The following is a 17,256-nucleotide window of genomic DNA, read 5'->3' on the forward strand; positions in this document are numbered from 1 at the left end:
GGACGGTCTCAGCGCTCGCCACGGCGATAGGGCTGCATCAGCGCCTGCGGGACGCGGGCGCGGCGGGCCATGACGGCAAGCGCGGCAATGGAGAGGATATAGGGCGTCATCAGGAAGAGCTGATAGGGCACCAGCCCGCTCAGCACCGTTTGCAGCCGAAGCTGAAAGGCGTCGAAGAAGGCGAAGAGCAGGGCGCCGAAAAGCGCGCGGCCAGGGCGCCAGGATGCGAACACGACGAGCGCGATGCAGATCCATCCGCGCCCCTGCACCATGGTCGGAAAGAAGCTGTTGAAGGCCGACAAGGTCAGGAAGGCGCCGCCCATTCCCATCAGCGCGCTGCCGATAATGACCGCGCCGTAACGCACCTTCATCGGATTGACGCCCTGGGCTTCCGCCGCATGCGGGTTCTCGCCGGTCATGCGGATCGCAAGCCCCACGGGCGTGCGGAAGATGATGTAGGCCATCAAGAGCGCGATCAGGATCGCAAGATAAGTCGGCGCGGTCTGCGTGAAGAAGGCAGGTCCTATGAAAGGCAGCGTCGAGAGGCCGGGAATGGCGATCGGCTGGAACGGCACGATAGTGGGAGGCGTATTGGCAAGCGGCACGATCAGCCGGAAGACGTAATAGCTGAAACTCGACGCAAAGAGCGTGACGCCGAGACCGGAGACATGCTGGGAAAGGCCGAGCGTCACCGTCAGCCCCGCATGCAGCAGGCCGAAGACGCCGCCGGCGATCGCAGCAATCAGCAGGCCGGTCCAGAGATCGGCGCCGTGATAGACGGAAAGCCAGCCGATCATCGCTCCAAAGGTCATGATGCCTTCGATGCCGAGATTGAGCACACCCGCCCGTTCGCACAGCAAGGCGCCGAGCGTGCCGAAGATCAGCGGGGTGGCGATCCGCAGGATTGCGGCCCAAAGGCCGGCGGAGGCGATGATATCGAACAGCTGCATTATCGCCTTATCCTGTACTGGGTGAAGAACAACGCGATCAGCATCGTCAGCAGCGACAGCGCCACCGTAACATCGGCGATATAGGTCGGTATGCCAAGGCCACGGCTCATGCCGTCGGCGCCCACGAACATGGTGGCCGTAAAAATAGCGGCGAAGACGACGCCAAGCGGATTGAGGTTGGCGAGCATGGCGACAACGATGCCGGCATAGCCGAAACCGGGCGACAGATCGGTCGTCACGTAACCCTTGACGCCCATCACCTCGATCGCTCCCGCAAGCCCCGCAAGCCCGCCCGAGAGACAGGCGACCTTCACCAGCGTTCTGCCGAGCGGCACGCCTGCAAAGACCGCGCCGGCGGGATTGAGGCCCGCGGCGCGGGATTGCATGCCGAATACGGTGCGGGACTGGACGAAGTGGACGACGACGGCAAGAGCGATCGCGATCACAAAGCCGATATGCAGGCGCGAGCGCGCGATCAGCTTCGGCAGCATTGCGTGATCGCTGACGGACTGCGACTGCGGCCAGCCGAAGGCGAGCGGATCCTTGAGAACGCCGTCGATCAGCATCGAGACGAAAAGCACGGCGATGAAGTTCAGGAGCAGGCTGGTGACGACCTCGTCGACCGAAAAACGCAGCCTGAGCCAAAGGGGGAGCAGGATCAGCACCATGCCGGCAACGGCGCCGATCAGGAGCAGGAGCGGGATGAGGATGGGCGCGGGAAGATTGCCCAGCAGCTTCGAACTGGCCGCCGCAACGGCGATAGCGCCGAGATAAAACTGGCCCTCGGCACCGATATTCCAGAGCCGCGCCCGGAAGGCGACGGCAGCGGCAAGCCCGGTCAGCATGAGCGGCGTTGCCCGCGTCAACGTTTCGGTTGCCGACAGCCGCGAGCCGAAGGCGCCGGTCAGGATGCGCCAATAGGCATCGAGAACCGGCGCGCCGGCGATGGAGATCAAGATGCCGGCCAACGCCAGCGCCGCGATGACGGCGACGACAGGCGTGAGTATCAGCAGGGAAAGCGGGCGGTGTTCGCGGCGCTCAAATCGCATGGCCGGCCCCCGGGGTTTCCTGCCATTCGCCGGCCATCATCAGCCCCAGCCCGCGGGCATCGGCGGCTTCGGCATCGACTGGCGGCGACAGGCGGCCGCCGACGATCGCCTGGATACGGTCTGCAAGCGCGATCACCTCGTCGAGGTCCTCCGAGATCAGCAGCACGGCGGTTCCCTGCCGTCGGGCTTCGAGGAGGCGTGCGTGCACGGCGGCGACGGCACCTTCGTCGAGACCACGGGCTGGCTGCGCGGCAATCAGGATGCGCGGGCGCCGACAGAGGCTGCGTCCGAGGATGAGCTTTTGCATATTGCCGCCGGAAAGCAGCCGGGTGCGGATGGCCGGACCGCCACCGCGAACGTCGAACCCGTCGATGACCTCCCTGGCGAAGCCCATGCCGGCCTTGCGGTTGACGAGACCCCGGCGCGAAAAGGCCGGCGAAGCAATGCGCTCCAGCACGGCGTTTTCCCAGATCGCCATTTCTCCGATCACGCCTTCATGGTTGCGGTCCTCGGGAATACGGCCGATACCGGCTTCGACGACATCGGCGACGCCGAGATTACCGATTGCCTCCCCGAACAGCTTGAGATCGCCGCCGCTGCGCGCCAACGTGCCGGAAAGAAGATGCGCCAATGCCGCCTGGCCATTGCCGGAAACGCCGATGATGCCGAGGATTTCTCCTTGATGCAGCCGGAAGCTCACCGATTTCAGCCGATCGACGCCGCCGGTGCGCACCGTCACGCCGTCCGCTTCGAGGGCAACGGCCCCCGGACTCGACGGCTCGCGCACGGGCCGTGTCACGCGCCGCCCGACCATCAGTTCGGCGAGCTCCGCCTTGCTGGTTTCCGACGCCCTGCGTTCGGCGACCATCTTGCCCCCACGCAACACCACGATGCGGTCGGCCGCCGCCATCACCTCGTCGAGCTTGTGCGAGATGAAGATCAGCGACAGGCCCTGGCGGGCCATTTCCTTCAGCGTCGTGAACAGCCGCTCGGCCTCGATATTGGTCAACACCGCCGTCGGCTCGTCCAGGATCAGGATGCGGGCGTCGTTGTAGAGCGCCTTGAGGATCTCCACCCGTTGCTGCTCGCCGACCGAGAGGTCGCCAAGGCGGGCATCAGGATCGACCGTGAGGCCGAAGCGCTCGGAAATTGCCAAGAGCTTCTTGCGCGCCTCGGATGTTGCCGAGCGCCAGGACCACAGTCCCTCCGTCCCTGTCATGACATTTTCAAGCACCGTCAGATTGGGGGCGAGCGAGAAATGCTGGTGTACCATGCCGACGCCGGCGCGGATTGCCGCGCGCGGCTTTCCCTGCGGCACTTCCGCGCCCTCGATCAGAATTCGGCCGGCATCCGGCATGTAGTGGCCGAAAAGGATGCTCATCAGCGTGGTCTTGCCGGCACCGTTCTCGCCGAGCAGGGCCACGATCTCGCCCTTGGCGAGGGTCATGGAAATATCGTCATTGGCGAGATTGGCGCCGAAGCGTTTGCTGACGCCGACAATTTCCAGAACAGGCCCGGTCATGACGGCAATCCTGCCACCGGAAACCGGTGCTGCCATCGCCCCTCGGCCTCCAGGCGTGCGGCAAGCGACAGGAGTTGCTGCTCGTGGCCCGTCGGCGCCATGAGCTGCACCGGCAGCGGCATGGCCTGTTGATCCTGTCCGAAAGGGAGCGTCAAAGCTGGGAAACCCGAAATATTGGCGAGGCAGGCAAGCGGCGCAAATGCCGTCATTCGTTCGAGATGCAGATCCGTGTCGGCATGATCGGACGGAAAGGAGCCGATCGCAAGGGGCGCAGAGGCAAGCATCGGCAACAGGATGCAATCGACCCTGTCAAACAGCGCCCAGAGACGATGGCTCACCAGGACGGCATCGTTCAGCGTGTTCCAGAGCATGGTGGCCGAAAGTGCCCGGCCGCGTGCCGCGAAGGCCTGTGTCAGAGGCTCGGCCCTGCTCTCATCGAGAGCCGCCGCCTTGATGAGTGCTGCGAGATTGACGGAGACGATATCGGCAAAGGCGCGGCCGCTGGCGCCGACGCTCCATTCGAACTCGGCCCAGGCGAGCGGAACGATCTCGTGCCCGCCGCTTTCGAGCGCACGCGCTGCATCCTCGACCGCCGCGAGCCGATCCCCTTCGGTCGGGTGAGCCGGCCCGGTATCGGTGAGCAGACCAATCCGCAAACAGCCTTTATCGGTATCGACAGGGGAGGGGTCCGCAACAGGGCCCCGCGCGTGACCGCTCAACCGGTCGAAAATCAGCGCCGTATCCCGTACTGAGCGGCAGACCGCCAGTTCGCTCGCAATGCCGGCGAGATGGTTGCCGAAGGATGGCCCGCCTGGCATGGCGCCGCGCGTGGGCTTCAATCCGACAAGGCCGCAACAAGCGGCCGGCACACGGATCGAACCGCCGGCGTCGGTCGCATGGGCAATCGCGACCATCCCGGCCGCGACCGCTGCCGCCGCGCCGCCGGAGGAGCCGCCCGCAGTGCGGTCCGGATCGAGGGGATTGCGGCAGACTGGCCCGATCGCCGGTTCGCTGGCGAGCGAAAGCCCGAATTCCGGGCTCGTCGTCAGGCCGAACAGGCAGAAGCCGGCGTCGCGAAAGCGGGAAGCGAGATCGGAATCGGCTTCGCCGCCCTTTCTTTCGAAGAGGCGGGAACCGGCCGTGACCGGCAGTCCGCGAAACGGGCCGCCAAGATCCTTCGCCAGGGTCGGCACGCCGGCGAAGGGCCGGGCCGCAAACTCGCCGGGCGCCTCCTGCCGCTCCCGGTCGCACACATGCGCTGCTGCGAGGCCCATGGCGGCATCGAGATAGGCGATCGCGCCAAGCGGCCCATGCCGTGCAGCTCTTTCGAGAGAGGTCTGCATCGCTTCTGCAGCGCTCAGACTGCCAAGCCTGATCGCTGCCGCCAGATCCGTCGCGTCGCTCATGCGCCGAACTACTTCGGCTCGTCCATCATCTTCGGAACTTCGAAGGTGCCGGCCTTGATCTCCGCACGCTTGGCTTCCATCGCCGCTTCCGCCTCGGCGGGCGCGACGCCCTTGACGAAGACGATGTCGCTGCCGCCTTCCTTCATCAGGCCGTAAGACGTGTAGTTCCGGCCGACCGGTTTTCCAGCGGCGACATCCGCGATCGCAGCGTCGAGGATCGGGCGGAAATACCACATGGCGTTGGCGAAGACCGTATCGGGATAACGCGGCGTGTAATCGATCAGCGAGCCGATCGATTTGATGCCGCGTTCCTTGGCGGCGTCAGCCGTACCGATGCGCTCGCCGAACAGGATATCGGCGCCGGCATCGATCTGGGCAAGACCGGCTTCGCGGGCCTTCGGTGGGTCGAAGAAGGTGCCGATGAACGAAACGAGGTGCTTCGCATCGGGGTTGACTGCCTTGACGCCCGCGGCGAAGGCATTGATCAGCATATTGACCTCGGGGATCGGAATGGCCCCGACCGAACCGACGACGTTCGACTTGGTCATTTTGCCGGCGAGCATGCCGGCCAGGTAGGCGCCGTCGTGGTTCCAGGTGCCGAAAACACCGAAATTGTCGCCGGCTTGCTCGCCGCTCGAACCCAGCACGAACGCCGTATCCGGATAGTCGGCCGCCACCTGCCGGGCCTCCTTTTCGACGGCATAGGCCTCGCCGATGATCAGCTTGTTGCCCTGTTCGGCATATTCGCGCATCGCGCGGGGATAATCGGTGCCGGAGACGCCTTCGGAGAAGACATATTCAATGACGCCGTCCTTGGCCGCGTCCTGAAGTGCTTTGTGCAGACAGGAGTTCCAGGCATTTTCAACCGGTGAGGCATGAATGCCGGCAACTTTCAGGGGCGCAGCCGCCCTTACGAGCGGGGCGAAGCCGCTGACGCCAAGCGCAATGCCCGACGCGATCACTGCCCGGCGTGAAATCAGGATGTCTTTGGTCATTGATTGCTCCCCTTTTTTACCATCTGGTTCAAAAATCATAGTAGCGCCTAAAAACGTGTCAAGCGGCGAATAGGCTTAAAAATCAGGCTGATCGGCCGCCGTAACCTGGCTGAAAGAACGAGAGACGACAGGCTGCGCGCCCGATGCCGCCGTGCTTTTCGGGCCGTATCTGCAGGGCTTGGCGCGACGACTCCAGCAGGATATGCATAGAGCTATTGGGTTGGGGAAATTCAAATGGGTGAAGAAGAAGACGCCTCGCGGCGGACGACCGCGAGCCAGCCGTCGTCCTGGGCGATCTATGTGCGTACGCGGCTGGCGCGCACCGGTAGCACGCGTAGGATGAGCCCCAGCCGTTCCCTGGAGAAGATATGACCGCGCTCATCCGTCGTCTTCTCGTGCTGTTCGTCCGTATCATGGTCGGCGCCCGAAGCGAGTGGCGGGGCTGCACCGCCGATCCGACCCGCCGCATCTATTTCGCCAATCACAACAGCCATGTCGATACCGTCGCCGTTATGGCTGCCCTGCCGTGGCCGGTCCGGCGGCTGACTCATCCGGTTGCGGCGCGCGACTATTGGGGAACGAGCGCCTTACGCCGTTTCATCGCCGAAAAAGGCCTGCGCGCGGTTCTGATAGACCGCAAGCCTCTGCCCGACAGTAATCCGCTGGAGCCGGTCGAACGCCTGCTCGAGGAGGGACGCTCGGTCTTGATCTTCCCGGAAGGGACAAGAAGCGCCAGCGATGAGATCGCTCCATTCCGCAGCGGAATCTATCGTCTTGCCTGCCGTTTTCCCGATGTCGACCTCGTGCCGATTCATCTCGACAATCTTCAGCGCATCCTGCCGAAGGGAAGCTGGCTCATCGTGCCGATCACCTGCACGGCGCGCTTCGGCAAGCCGCTGCGCGTCGAACCAGGCGAAGGAAAGGACGCATTTCTGGCCCGCGCCCGTGCAGCAGTCATTGAGTTAGCGGACGGAAAGCACATCGCATGACCAGCTTTTTCTCCATCGTGCTTGCCGCAATCCTCGGCCTGCTTGCGGTCGCCTCCGCCACCGGCTTCATCCTTCAGCGGCGCGCGACCGAGCCCGGATCCGTTGCCACTGTGCATAACCTCAATGCCCGTATCCGCTCCTGGTGGATCATGGTTGCCGTCTTCGGCGGCGCGATCCTGCTCGGCGATACCGCGGTGGTCATCCTGTTCGCATTCCTGTCCTTCATGGCGCTTCGCGAATTCTGGACGCTGACGCCGTCGCAGCGCGGCGACCATCTGGCGCTTTTCCTGTCCTTCTTCGTCGTGCTCCCGGTGCAATATGTGCTGCTCGGCACGTTATGGTACGGCCTGTTTGCGATCTTCATCCCGGTTTATGCCTTCCTGATCCTGCCGGCGGTGGCGACCTTGACGGGCGACGTCAACGAATTCCTGGCGCGCACCGCCAGGGTGCAATGGGGATTGATGCTGACGGTTTATTCGATCAGCCATGCACCCGCACTGCTGATGCTGCAGACCGGCACGCCCTCGGCGCTGCTTCTCGTTTATCTCGTGATCGTGGTGCAGCTCAGCGACGTCTTCCAGTATGTCTGGGGCAAGCTTCTCGGAAAGCATCGTTTCTCCCCGAACATCAGCCCATCGAAAACGCTCGAAGGCCTTTTCGGCGGCGGCGCCTCGGCCATTCTTGTGGGAACGCTGCTCTATCGCCTTACGCCGTTCTCGCCCCTGCAGGCGGCGGCCGTCAGCACGGTCATCGTCGTCGCGGGCTTCTTCGGCGGCTTCGTGCTCTCGGCCATCAAGCGTGACCTCAACGCCAAGGACTGGGGCTATGTGATCGAGGGCCATGGCGGCGTGCTCGATCGCCTGGACTCCATTACCTTCGCCGCCCCGCTGTTCTTCCACATCGTCCGCTACTGGTACACCGTCTGAGGATATCCGATGCCATGCGGCCGGCCGTTCAAAACCGGTCTACGTCCTCAAGACTCTCGAGCAATCGCTGCTGAACGTCCCGCTCCTGTCTGCCGATCACCGTCAGCAACTTGCCCATCGATTCCCTGATGCCATGAAGCTGGTCCACCAGATCCATGACGACATCGACGCCGGCTTCGTTGACGCCCATGTTGCCCATGAGATCCAGGATGAGCCGGGCGCGGGCGACGTCGGCGTCACGAAACTGCCTTTGCCCGCTTGACCTCTCCGGGATCAACCATCCCTGTTCGACCCAAAAATCGAGCTGGACCACATCGATTTTCAAGTAAAGACGGAACTCATGATCATTCATGATCAAGCCTCCATGTTCTTCCTCGGATCGTATGGGTGTGCCGCCGCCCATTCCTTCACCAGCGACGTCAGCCGTTCGTCGGGACTATCGGGCAACACGATCTTCAACGTGACGTAAATGTCGCCGTGTCCGCCGCCGCGTTTTGCCACGCCTTTGCCCTTGAGACGCAGGACCTTTCCGGTGTTGGAATGGGGCGGCAGCGTCAGACTGACAGGTCCTGAAGGGGTGGGCGCGCGCACCTTGCCGCCGAGAACTGCTTCGCTGAGCGAAATCGGAAGTTCCAGGCGGATGTCGTCGCCGTCACGGGTGAAGAAGCGGTGCGGGCGCACATGGATTTCGATGAGAGCATCGCCCGCCGACCCGCCGCCGATGCCCGGTTCGCCCTTGCCACGCAGCCGCAAGGTCTGGCCGTCGCGGGTTCCCGGCGGGATCTTGACCTCGAGCGCGGGACCATTGGGAAACTTGACCTCGGTGCCGGTGCCGTTAACGGCCTCGAGAAAGTCGACCTCCATGGAGAAACGCCGGTCCTGACCCTGGCTGCGCGCCCGGCCACCGCCGGTGCGGCGCGAAAAGAAGCTCGCGAAGATCTCATCGGCATCGGTGAAATCGGCAAAGCCGCCGCTATTGCGATAGGGATTATCCGGACCGCCCGCTGAGGCATAGTCGCGATAATAGCTGCGCTGCGCCCGCTCGGCGCCCGACATATCGATCTCACCGCGGTCGAAGCGGCCGCGCTTTTCCTCATCGCTCAAGATCTCGTAGGCGGTCGAAATTTCCTTGAACTTTTCCTCGGCGTGTCTGTCGCCGGGGTTGAGGTCGGGGTGAAGTTTTTTGGCGAGCTTGCGGAACGCGCTCTGGATATCCTTCTGCGTTGCATCCCGCTTCACGCCCAGAAGCTCATAGGGATCCTGGCTCATGCATATCTCCGGTCGGGGCAGTGAATACTGCTGGTTGGGTTGGGAAAGATATAGGTTGTCGAGCCGCCGCCGGGGAGGGGATGCCGATCAGCGTGCAAAAGCCGATCATGCCATGTCGCGGGAGCCCGCCAGAGATCAGAGCAAAGCGGCGTCGTCTGCCGCTCGCAACATCGAGCCTTCATGCCCGTGACGAGGCAGTCGATCGATCAGAACCGAGCATTCGGCGTGGCGCACGACCTTCTCGACGATCGATGAAAAGACATAGTCGGTGATATCGGGCACGTGGGACGACAGCAGGATGAGATCAGCCGCTCTCTCCGCTGCGGCCGACACCAGCAGCGAGGCGGCAACGCCGATGCGGACCTCAATCCTCGCCGGGACGCCCAACTCCTTGCAACACGATGCAAGTTTCTGCTCGGCATCGATAATGGCAGCCCTCTCGAATTCCTCGGGAATGTCAGTCAGGCGACGGTGCGGGATATTCTCGACCACATGCACGACGATAATGGTTCCGCCGTCGTCCAGCAGCGCCGCAGCCCGGCGCAACAGGCGGTTTGCCGTCTGTCGCGATCCCATGCCGATGCCGCAGATGATCGTGCGATACATTGAGCCTATATCCTCGAAGGCGAGCCATTTTCGTCATCATAGCGCTATCGACAGCGGCTGCTTTGACTAAGGTCAAGCCGGACTGCCGCCGCAATGTGGTTTCTAGCTGAACGGCGTCTTCGACGAAAGCAACGCGATCGGGCGGGTAATCCAGCGACCATCCGCGATGCGGCCATGGCTTAAAGGTAGCCTTGGCCACCGCAGGATCCGCGTCGACCCGGCCTAGCCTGGCACTGCCTGTCACCACGGCGATCTCGTGGACGGATGCTATCGCCACCGCCGGACATGGTCGACCAGTGCCCGAAGCTTCGGAGGCAGATTGCGCCGGCTGGGGTAATAAAGAAAGAAGCCGGCAAAGGGAGGGCAATACTCCTGAAGGAGAGGAGCCAACTGACCAGATTCGACATAGGGTTTGAAGGTGTCCTCCATCCCGAAGGTGATGCCGCCGCCGGCACAGGCTGTGCGGATCATAAGCCACATGTCGTTGGTGGTGATCTGGGGGTCGACAGCCACGTCGAACTCGCGGCCATGCTGGCCGAATTCCCAACGATAAGGTGCGCTGTGTGGCGCTGGACGCCAGCCGATACAACGATGCGACGAGAGCTCTGAAGGATGTTCGGGCTTGCCGAAACGTTCAATGTAGGACGGCGCAGCGAAGGCGCCCTGGCGCTGCTCGCCCGATACCGGAACGGCAATCATATCCTGATCAATGACTTCGCCCAAACGTACCCCCGCGTCATAGCCTTCCGCAACAATGTCGAATTCCTCGTCCGTGACGGTCACGTCGATCTGAATAGCGGGAAAGGTGTCCGCGAAGCGGGCCAGAAGCGGCCCGGAGATGAACTGCTCGGCGATAGATGACACCGCCAGCCTCAACAGTCCGCCCGGTGCGCTGTCGCGGTCCGCAGTCGCGTCGAGCGCCAGTCCGACTTCCGAAAGAGCCGGCGCCACCCTCTGATACAGTTGTTCGCCGGCCTCCGTGAGACTGACACTGCGCGTCGTGCGGCGTACGAGCGCGACGCCCAGCCGGTCCTCCAGACGGCGGATGGCCTGGCTGACCGCCGGCCGTGTGACGCCCAAATTCTCCCCGGCCACGCGAAAGCTCCGCGCTTCGGCGACTGCCAGAAAAACAGAAATGCCATTGAGGTCGATTGCCATTGGTTAGATCTATTTACCAGAGCGGTCATTATTGGGCAAGTTGTTCGACCTTATCGATGCGTCTACGCTGCGACTGACCGTTCAAACGACGCGAGGCCTGTCGACGGTGCACGCAGCTTCATTGCCGATCGATGGGTCTTAGCAACCTCTCAGCAACAGGAAAGGACTGATACCATGACTATTCTTCCGACACGCCAGTGGGTCGCCGGCGCGACCCGAACAGCTCTGATCACACTGGCATTGCTGTCGCTCCCCCTGCCGGGTGCAGCCATTGCCACCACCGCGGCAACGCAGGCGCGGGCCCCTGACAGTTCCGCGATCGAGCAGCGGAACAAGGCTATCGTCGAAGCTGCCTTCGAAAAATGGCGTAGTGGTACCTACGTCTTCGCGGAACTTCTCGCTCCCGACGTCGTCTGGACGATCCATGGCTCCGGGCCGGTCGCCGGCACCTATCGCAACCAGAAGGACTTTATCGAACGGGCATCGCGTCCCCTGACCAGCCGTCTCGCGACGGCGATCATGCCGGAGGTGCACAACATCTTTGCCGACGGCGACACGATCATCATTCGTTTTGACGGAACCGCGACCACAACGTCGGGCGCGCCCTATCGCAACCAGTTTGTCTGGATATTCAGGATGAAGGACGGCCTCGTCGTCAATGCGGAAGCCTTCCTGGACCTCGTTGCCTATCAGCAGGTTGTCGACAATAACGCTCCGCGCGCTCAATGACCGACGCCCGAACCGGCACCGCGCACCCATGCGCTATCGCCTCCAAACCGAGAAAAGCAACGCTTAACGGAGCCCGACTATGCGGCAGCCATTTGCAGCACTCATCACGGCGGCCACCCTTTCGATTCGACCCGCAGAAGCACAGGAGACCAATTTGCAGCCGAACCATCCTTACGTTGGCATGTGGGTCACGGACGACAACCGTGTTCGCCATGAACTTCTGCCGAGCGGACGTTATGTCGAGGCCCGCGGTCAGCGCGAGCGTGCCTATGAAGGCGACTACGAAGTCGACGGGACGCATATCGACTACTGGGACGACACGGGTTTCACCGCCGACGGCGATTTCGTCGATGCGAACACACTGCACCATGGGGGCATGATCTTGCGCCGCAAGCCAGCGACGCCTTGACACATTGGGCGAGCATCAGCGATGCGGAAACGGTTCAAAGCGATGGGTGCCGCAGGTCTTCCTGAATCCTCTGGTCCGGACGCCATGCGCCGTCGCCCCGTCATCGTGCCCTGTCCACCTCTCGCAGGAGGTCGATGAAGGCCCGTAACGGGGACGGCACGTGCCGGCTGCGCGGGTAATAGAGCGCCAGACCAGGTGTCGGCAGGCACCAATCATCGAGCACGGTCGCGAGGTGACCGGACGCCAGAAACGGCCGGGCGAAGTGTTCGGGCACATAAGCAATGCCACGGCCGTCCGCGGCCGCCTGCACGAGAAGATCATTGTCGTCGAGGGTGAGATTGCCCGGTGCGTCGATCGCGACTTCGGCGCCGCGCTTTGAGAACTCCCAGCGATAGCGCTTTCCGCTAGGCAGACGTTGGCGGATGCAGCAATGCGTAAAAAGGTCGTCGGGCGTATGCGGTCTTTCTCTGCTCTCGAGATAGGACGGCGCTGCCACGGCAATGAAACGCACGTCGCCGCCGAACTTCACCGCGACCATGTCTTTCGGGACGGTTTCCAGCAGGCGTATTCCGGCATCGAATCCCTGTTCCACGATATCGACGAGCCGACCTTCCGAAACAAGATCAAGCTCGACGTCGGGATAGAGATCCATAAAGCGCGGCACGACCTCTGCGAGGAGAATGCGGGCGCCGCTCTTGTTTGCATTGATCCGCAGTGTGCCGCTCGGGGTGCCGCGCTCCTCCGACAAGGTATCGAGCGCCTGATCAAGATCCTGTAGAACCGGATCGAGGCGCGCGAGCAGGCGAGCGCCGGCCTGGGTCAGCGACACGCTGCGGGTCGTCCGGTGAAAGAGCCGCACGTCCAGTTTTGCCTCTAATCCGATGATTGCGTGGCTGAGAGCCGAGCGCGAAACGCCCATGACGTCGGCAGCTCTGCGAAAGCTCTGGTGACTGGCCACCGCCGCAAAGGCGGCGAGTTCATTCAGACTGGGACGCATCATTCGTGAATCTTTCTCACCACGGCATCTCAAATTGAAGATCTTATATCACCAATATTGCTGTTTTACATTGCGGATGAACAGATCAGGAGTTCACATGCCAAAGACATGGTTTATCACCGGCGCTTCCTCGGGGCTCGGTCTCGAGATGGCGCTACAGCTGCTCACCCAGGGACACAACGTGGTCGCAGCGATTCGCCGCGCGGGGGCGCTGACGAAACTTGCGCAGGAATACCGCGAACGCCTGGATATCGTTCAGCTCGATCTGGTCGAACCGGAGAGCATTGCCTCGGCCGTCAGAGACGCATTCCAACGGCACGAGCGGATAGAGGTAATCGTCAGCAACGCGGGCTATGGCCTGTTCGGTGCTGCGGAAGAGCTCACGACTGAAGAGATCGACCGGCAGATCGCCACCAACCTTGTCGGCTCCATCCATCTCATCCGTGCCGCACTGCCCCTTCTTCGAAAACAAGGCGGCGGGCGGATCGTCCAGGTTTCCTCCGAGGGTGGGCAGATCGCCTATCCAGGCTTCAGCCTCTATCACGCAACCAAGTGGGGCATCGAGGGCTTCGTCGAAGCCGTGGCACAGGAGGTGGCTCCTTTCGGCATCGACTTCATCATTGCCGAGCCGGGACCGACCGGCACCAATTTCGGAGCCAATCTCGTCCGCGCGAAACCGATAGATGCCTACGATGAAACCCCTGCCGGGGCCGTTCGCCGGGCGATCACCGACGGCAGCTTCGAGATCAAGGGGGATGCCGCGCGCACCGTGGCCGCAATTATATCAGCCGCCGAGAGCAAGACGCCGCCATTGCGGCTGGCGCTGGGTAGCACGGCCTATTCCTCCATCTCACAGGCGCTTTCCGCACGCCTGTCTGCCCTTGAGGCGCAGCGGGGAGTGACGCATTCCGCCGACAGGCAGGATCTGTGAACCGCAGCAGCGATCTGTAAACACGGACCTCATGCAGGAAGGAGACAACATGTCCATTCGATCAATAATATTGGCTCTCACCCTCAGCGTCTCGTCTTCTGCCTTCGCGCAGACAGCCGCAGAAAACCAAGTCGTGGGCACCTGGCGGATGATGTCGGCGACGATCGATCCCGACGGCAAAAATATCTCTGCCTATGGAGAAAAGCCCAACGGTCTTCTCGTCTTCACCCCCGACATGCACTTCGTGGAGGTTCTGACCGACGCCGACATCCCGCGGTTTGCTTCGAATGCTCGCGGTGAGGGAACCGATGATGAAAATCGCATGGCCATGTCACGCAGCATCGGATTTTTCGGAACCTACACCGTTGATGAGAAAGGAGAATTCAGCGGCAACCGTGTCGAAGGGTCTACATTCCCGAACTGGGTCGGCAGCGTACGAACACGTGAGGATTTGCGGCTGGTCGTCGAAGGCGACCGCATGACCGAACAATTCCGCAGACCGGAAGGCACTGAAATCAGGATTGAATGGCAGCGGGTCAAATAAGGCACCGTGGCCAGCCCTCTGAATGAGGTCTCGACCTCGCCGAGCTTCCGTCCTTCGGCCATGACCAAAGCGAAGCTGAGCTATCTGGAGGAAGAAAACCATGCTCTTCAATCGTCGTTCCATGTTCAAGGCGGGAGCCGCCGTCATTGCGCTGGTTGGTGAACGCAGGGACAGATCTTATCCTCTTCGACACCGGCAACGGACAGGAAGGCAGGGGGTCTGCACGGGGCAAAGGCAAGCCAGATCGCGGCATCAGGATATGGACAAAGGCGCCGCTGCCAGTAGTCGCAAAAGGATATTTGGCATGCTGGCTGCCGATAAATCCCGTTGATCGGCCATCATATGTCGATCCTCGTCATCTCGATGCTTTCACTTTCCCCCGATGCACCGATGCGGTTCGGCGCCCTTCGGCGCGGTATTCCCGATATCTCGCAGCGTATGCTGACGCTTACTCTCCGCAATCTTGAGAGGGATGGGCTCGTAGCACTGCCACCGCGCGTTGAGTATGAGCTGACCGATCGCGGAAAATCGATGCTGAAGCCGCTTGCGGGATTCACCGATTGGATCCGCGACACATGGCAAGACATCGAAGTCTCGCGTAGAGAGTTCGAGGCGGAAGAACAAAGCCGGATTTAGAAGGAGCTCCGATCTGCGTCTACGCAAGATGCTGGCCAAATCACCGCGGATCGCGGGCATTCTTCGCCTTCCAGTCGTAGCTCCTCATGTAATCGAGAAATGCCCGCATGGCGGCGCTCGGGAGGCGGCGACTGGGGTAGTATAAAAACCAGTGTGGCAAGGTGGGGCTCCAGTCGGAGAGAAGCTCCACCAGCCGGCCGGTTTGGACATGCGGCTTGGCGTAGTCATCGAAGACATGGGCGATTCCTCTGCCCGCCAGTGCAGCTTGCAGTTCATTGTGCGCGGAACTGACGGTCAAGCGGCCCGTGGGAGTGACCTCGATTTCCTCGCTTCCCTCGGCGAACCGCCAGGTGACAAGCGTGCCACCAGGGAAACGACGCCTTATACAGTCGTGACCAACGAGTTCGTGCGGCTTCAGCGGTTGACCGCGTCTCTTGATATAGTCAGGCGAAGCGACGATTGCATAGCGAAGCGCGGGTCCAAGCGGCAGCGCGATCATGTCCTGGGCCAGCTGCTTGCCGAACCTGACGCCGGCATCGAAACCCTGTTCCACGATATCGATGACAGCCGCATCGCTGATGATCTCGATCTTCACCTCGCGATAGGTATCCATAAAGTCGAATACCAGCGGGCAGAGGACATGATCGACGGCCGGTGCCGGTGCGTTGATCCTGAGGGTTCCGGATGGGCTATCGCGCAATTCATCGACCTCTGCGATGGCGAGCCTGATGTCGCTCAATGCAGGTGCCAGACGTTCAAGAAGGCGCTGTCCAGCCTCTGTCGGAAACACGCTCCTCGTCGTTCGATTGAGGAGCCGGATACCCAGAGCCTCTTCCAGAGCATTCATCGTTTGGCTCAAGGCAGATGAAGACACGCCTCGCTCCAGTGCTGCTGCACGGAAACCGCCACAACGTACGATGGCCACGAAGACATCGAAGCTGTCTAAGCGAATTGGATCCATTGAGAAGTATTTCTAACCAAACTGATAAACTTAGCGCAGGTTATCAGACCAATCGACCCATGTCATGATGAGCTCAGAGTTTATCGCCGTGCTCGATCTGCTTCCTTTAGCGGGCAGTTCGACCAGGCAAGCCAATGAAGAGTGTCCAATGCTGAAGGGAAGACCGATGAATGCCTTCACTCTCAACAGACGCGCGATCATGCTGTCCGCTGTCGCAGGCGTATCAAGCATGCTTATCCCGAGCCTGGGTGGCTCCGGCAGCGCCAACGCCCAGGCCGCGCCCCCGGTGACCGCCAACGCTGGTCACTACCGCTTCCGCGTCGGCGAAATCAGCGCGACTGTGTTGAGCGACGGCGTGATTGGTGGCCCGCCCCGCGTTTATGCAAGCGACGCGCCGGAAGCCGAGCTTCAAGAGGTCCTGCGGCAGGTATTTCTGCCGACCGACCACATGACGCTCAACCTCAACACGCTGCTGATCGAGACCGGTGGCCGGCGGATTTTAATCGAGGCTGGCGCCGGCAAGACCATGGGCCCGAACGGTGGCCGCATCTTCGATAACCTCGCGGCAATCGGTCTCGATCCCACGGACATTGATGCGATCATCATCTCCCACACCCATCCCGACCATGTCGGTAACTTAAGAACCGCGGACGGCGGCAAGACCTTTCCCCGCGCCACTGTCTTCGTCCCGAAGGCCGATTGGGACTTCTTCGTCCGCACCGATCCGGATCTCTCCTACATGCCTGTGCCGGAGGAATTCCGTCTGCGCTTCGCGGCAAACATCAAGAACAGCCTCGCACCGGTCATGAACGATATTGAGCTTTATGAAGCCGGCGCCGAGATCGTGCCGGGTCTGACGACGATCGTCGCATCGGGTCACACGCCAGGCATGGCGACCTTCCTCGTCCATTCCGGGAGCGACCAGTTGCTGCTGACGGCAGACCTTGCCTACCACCCTGTCGTCAACGTCGACAATCCCTGGCTGCCCGGACCCGACCGCGGCAAGGAGACGGCTCTTTCTTCCCGTCGTCGCATTTTCGATAGGGCGGCCGCCGAGCGCATGCCCGTGCTTGGTTTCCACTATCCATTCCCTGGTCTTGGGCGGATGCTGAAGACCGACGGTGGCTATGCCTGGGTACCCGCTAATTGGCAATTCTGACGGTTAGCGAAACGGAAAAA

At 61.9% G+C, this 17,256-nt stretch carries 19 protein-coding genes; 8 read left to right on the plus strand and 11 right to left on the minus strand.

The features are described 5' to 3' along the window. Positions 1–8: 8 nt before the first annotated feature. The 5 genes from GA0061105_RS11535 to GA0061105_RS11555 are packed head-to-tail and all read right to left on the minus strand — an operon-like array spanning position 9 to position 5,922. Positions 9–953: an ABC transporter permease gene (locus GA0061105_RS11535; protein WP_092750345.1), complete on the minus strand. Its 945-nt coding sequence runs from the start codon at positions 951–953 to the stop codon at positions 9–11. Further along, positions 950–1,999, minus strand: a complete 1,050-nt coding sequence (locus tag GA0061105_RS11540) for an ABC transporter permease (RefSeq protein WP_092750252.1) — start codon at positions 1,997–1,999, stop codon at positions 950–952. Before GA0061105_RS11540 ends, GA0061105_RS11535 begins: the two co-directional genes overlap by 4 nt. Then, entirely contained in the window at positions 1,989–3,521 is a 1,533-nt protein-coding gene (locus tag GA0061105_RS11545; RefSeq protein ID WP_092750346.1) for an ABC transporter ATP-binding protein, read from the minus strand. The genes GA0061105_RS11540 and GA0061105_RS11545 overlap by 11 nt, the downstream gene beginning before the upstream one ends. Continuing rightward, entirely contained in the window at positions 3,518–4,927 is a 1,410-nt protein-coding gene (locus GA0061105_RS11550; RefSeq protein ID WP_092750253.1) for an amidase, read from the minus strand. Before GA0061105_RS11550 ends, GA0061105_RS11545 begins: the two co-directional genes overlap by 4 nt. Positions 4,928–4,935: 8 nt before the next feature. Next, a complete protein-coding gene (locus GA0061105_RS11555; protein WP_064696796.1) occupies positions 4,936–5,922 on the minus strand; it encodes a BMP family protein in 987 nt (328 codons plus the stop codon). A gap of 368 nt (positions 5,923–6,290) precedes the next feature. On the opposite strand from GA0061105_RS11555, the gene GA0061105_RS11560 reads away from it, so the two are divergent. Both GA0061105_RS11560 and GA0061105_RS11565 read left to right on the plus strand, forming a co-directional pair. Further along, a complete protein-coding gene (locus tag GA0061105_RS11560; RefSeq protein WP_064696795.1) occupies positions 6,291–6,911 on the plus strand; it encodes a lysophospholipid acyltransferase family protein in 621 nt (206 codons plus the stop codon). Then, on the plus strand, positions 6,908–7,837 hold the full coding sequence (locus tag GA0061105_RS11565; RefSeq protein WP_092750254.1) for a phosphatidate cytidylyltransferase: 930 nt from the start codon (positions 6,908–6,910) through the stop codon (positions 7,835–7,837). Before GA0061105_RS11560 ends, GA0061105_RS11565 begins: the two co-directional genes overlap by 4 nt. Before the next feature lie 28 nt (positions 7,838–7,865). Here GA0061105_RS11565 and GA0061105_RS11570 read toward each other — a convergent pair whose 3' ends face one another. The 4 genes from GA0061105_RS11570 to GA0061105_RS11585 form a co-directional block, all read right to left on the minus strand. Next, positions 7,866–8,189: a chaperone modulator CbpM gene (locus GA0061105_RS11570; RefSeq protein WP_092750255.1), complete on the minus strand. Its 324-nt coding sequence runs from the start codon at positions 8,187–8,189 to the stop codon at positions 7,866–7,868. A gap of 2 nt (positions 8,190–8,191) precedes the next feature. Then, positions 8,192–9,106, minus strand: a complete 915-nt coding sequence (locus GA0061105_RS11575) for a DnaJ C-terminal domain-containing protein (protein ID WP_092750256.1) — start codon at positions 9,104–9,106, stop codon at positions 8,192–8,194. Between the two features lie 135 nt (positions 9,107–9,241). Then, positions 9,242–9,712, minus strand: coding sequence for a universal stress protein (locus GA0061105_RS11580; protein ID WP_092750257.1), 471 nt, complete (start codon positions 9,710–9,712; stop codon positions 9,242–9,244). A gap of 267 nt (positions 9,713–9,979) precedes the next feature. Further along, a complete protein-coding gene (locus GA0061105_RS11585) occupies positions 9,980–10,870 on the minus strand; it encodes a LysR family transcriptional regulator (protein WP_092750258.1) in 891 nt (296 codons plus the stop codon). Between the two features lie 174 nt (positions 10,871–11,044). On the opposite strand from GA0061105_RS11585, the gene GA0061105_RS11590 reads away from it, so the two are divergent. After that, on the plus strand, positions 11,045–11,599 hold the full coding sequence (locus GA0061105_RS11590; protein ID WP_092750259.1) for a nuclear transport factor 2 family protein: 555 nt from the start codon (positions 11,045–11,047) through the stop codon (positions 11,597–11,599). Between the two features lie 79 nt (positions 11,600–11,678). Then, a complete protein-coding gene (locus GA0061105_RS11595; protein WP_092750260.1) occupies positions 11,679–12,008 on the plus strand; it encodes an Atu4866 domain-containing protein in 330 nt (109 codons plus the stop codon). A gap of 100 nt (positions 12,009–12,108) precedes the next feature. Here GA0061105_RS11595 and GA0061105_RS11600 read toward each other — a convergent pair whose 3' ends face one another. Beyond that, positions 12,109–13,008, minus strand: a complete 900-nt coding sequence (locus GA0061105_RS11600; protein WP_092750261.1) for a LysR family transcriptional regulator — start codon at positions 13,006–13,008, stop codon at positions 12,109–12,111. Between the two features lie 94 nt (positions 13,009–13,102). On the opposite strand from GA0061105_RS11600, the gene GA0061105_RS11605 reads away from it, so the two are divergent. The 3 genes from GA0061105_RS11605 (at position 13,103) to GA0061105_RS11615 (ending at position 15,116) form a co-directional block, all read left to right on the plus strand. Then, the gene (locus GA0061105_RS11605; RefSeq protein WP_092750262.1) at positions 13,103–13,936 is read left to right on the plus strand and encodes an SDR family oxidoreductase; all 834 of its coding nucleotides are present in this window, start codon (positions 13,103–13,105) and stop codon (positions 13,934–13,936) included. A 49-nt stretch (positions 13,937–13,985) separates the two neighbouring features. After that, positions 13,986–14,480, plus strand: a complete 495-nt coding sequence (locus tag GA0061105_RS11610) for a lipocalin-like domain-containing protein (protein WP_092750263.1) — start codon at positions 13,986–13,988, stop codon at positions 14,478–14,480. Between the two features lie 342 nt (positions 14,481–14,822). Beyond that, entirely contained in the window at positions 14,823–15,116 is a 294-nt protein-coding gene (locus tag GA0061105_RS11615; protein ID WP_092750347.1) for a winged helix-turn-helix transcriptional regulator, read from the plus strand. A gap of 40 nt (positions 15,117–15,156) precedes the next feature. Here the strand turns inward: GA0061105_RS11615 and GA0061105_RS11620 are convergent, their stop codons facing one another. After that, a complete protein-coding gene (locus GA0061105_RS11620; RefSeq protein ID WP_092750264.1) occupies positions 15,157–16,077 on the minus strand; it encodes a LysR family transcriptional regulator in 921 nt (306 codons plus the stop codon). Between the two features lie 166 nt (positions 16,078–16,243). Here GA0061105_RS11620 and GA0061105_RS11625 point away from each other — a divergent pair, with 166 nt between their 5' ends. After that, the gene (locus GA0061105_RS11625; protein WP_092750348.1) at positions 16,244–17,236 is read left to right on the plus strand and encodes an MBL fold metallo-hydrolase; all 993 of its coding nucleotides are present in this window, start codon (positions 16,244–16,246) and stop codon (positions 17,234–17,236) included. Positions 17,237–17,256: the final 20 nt, after the last annotated feature.

The sequence above is a fragment of the Rhizobium aethiopicum genome, from assembly GCF_900094625.1.
GTDB classification, from domain to species: domain Bacteria; phylum Pseudomonadota; class Alphaproteobacteria; order Rhizobiales; family Rhizobiaceae; genus Rhizobium; species Rhizobium aethiopicum.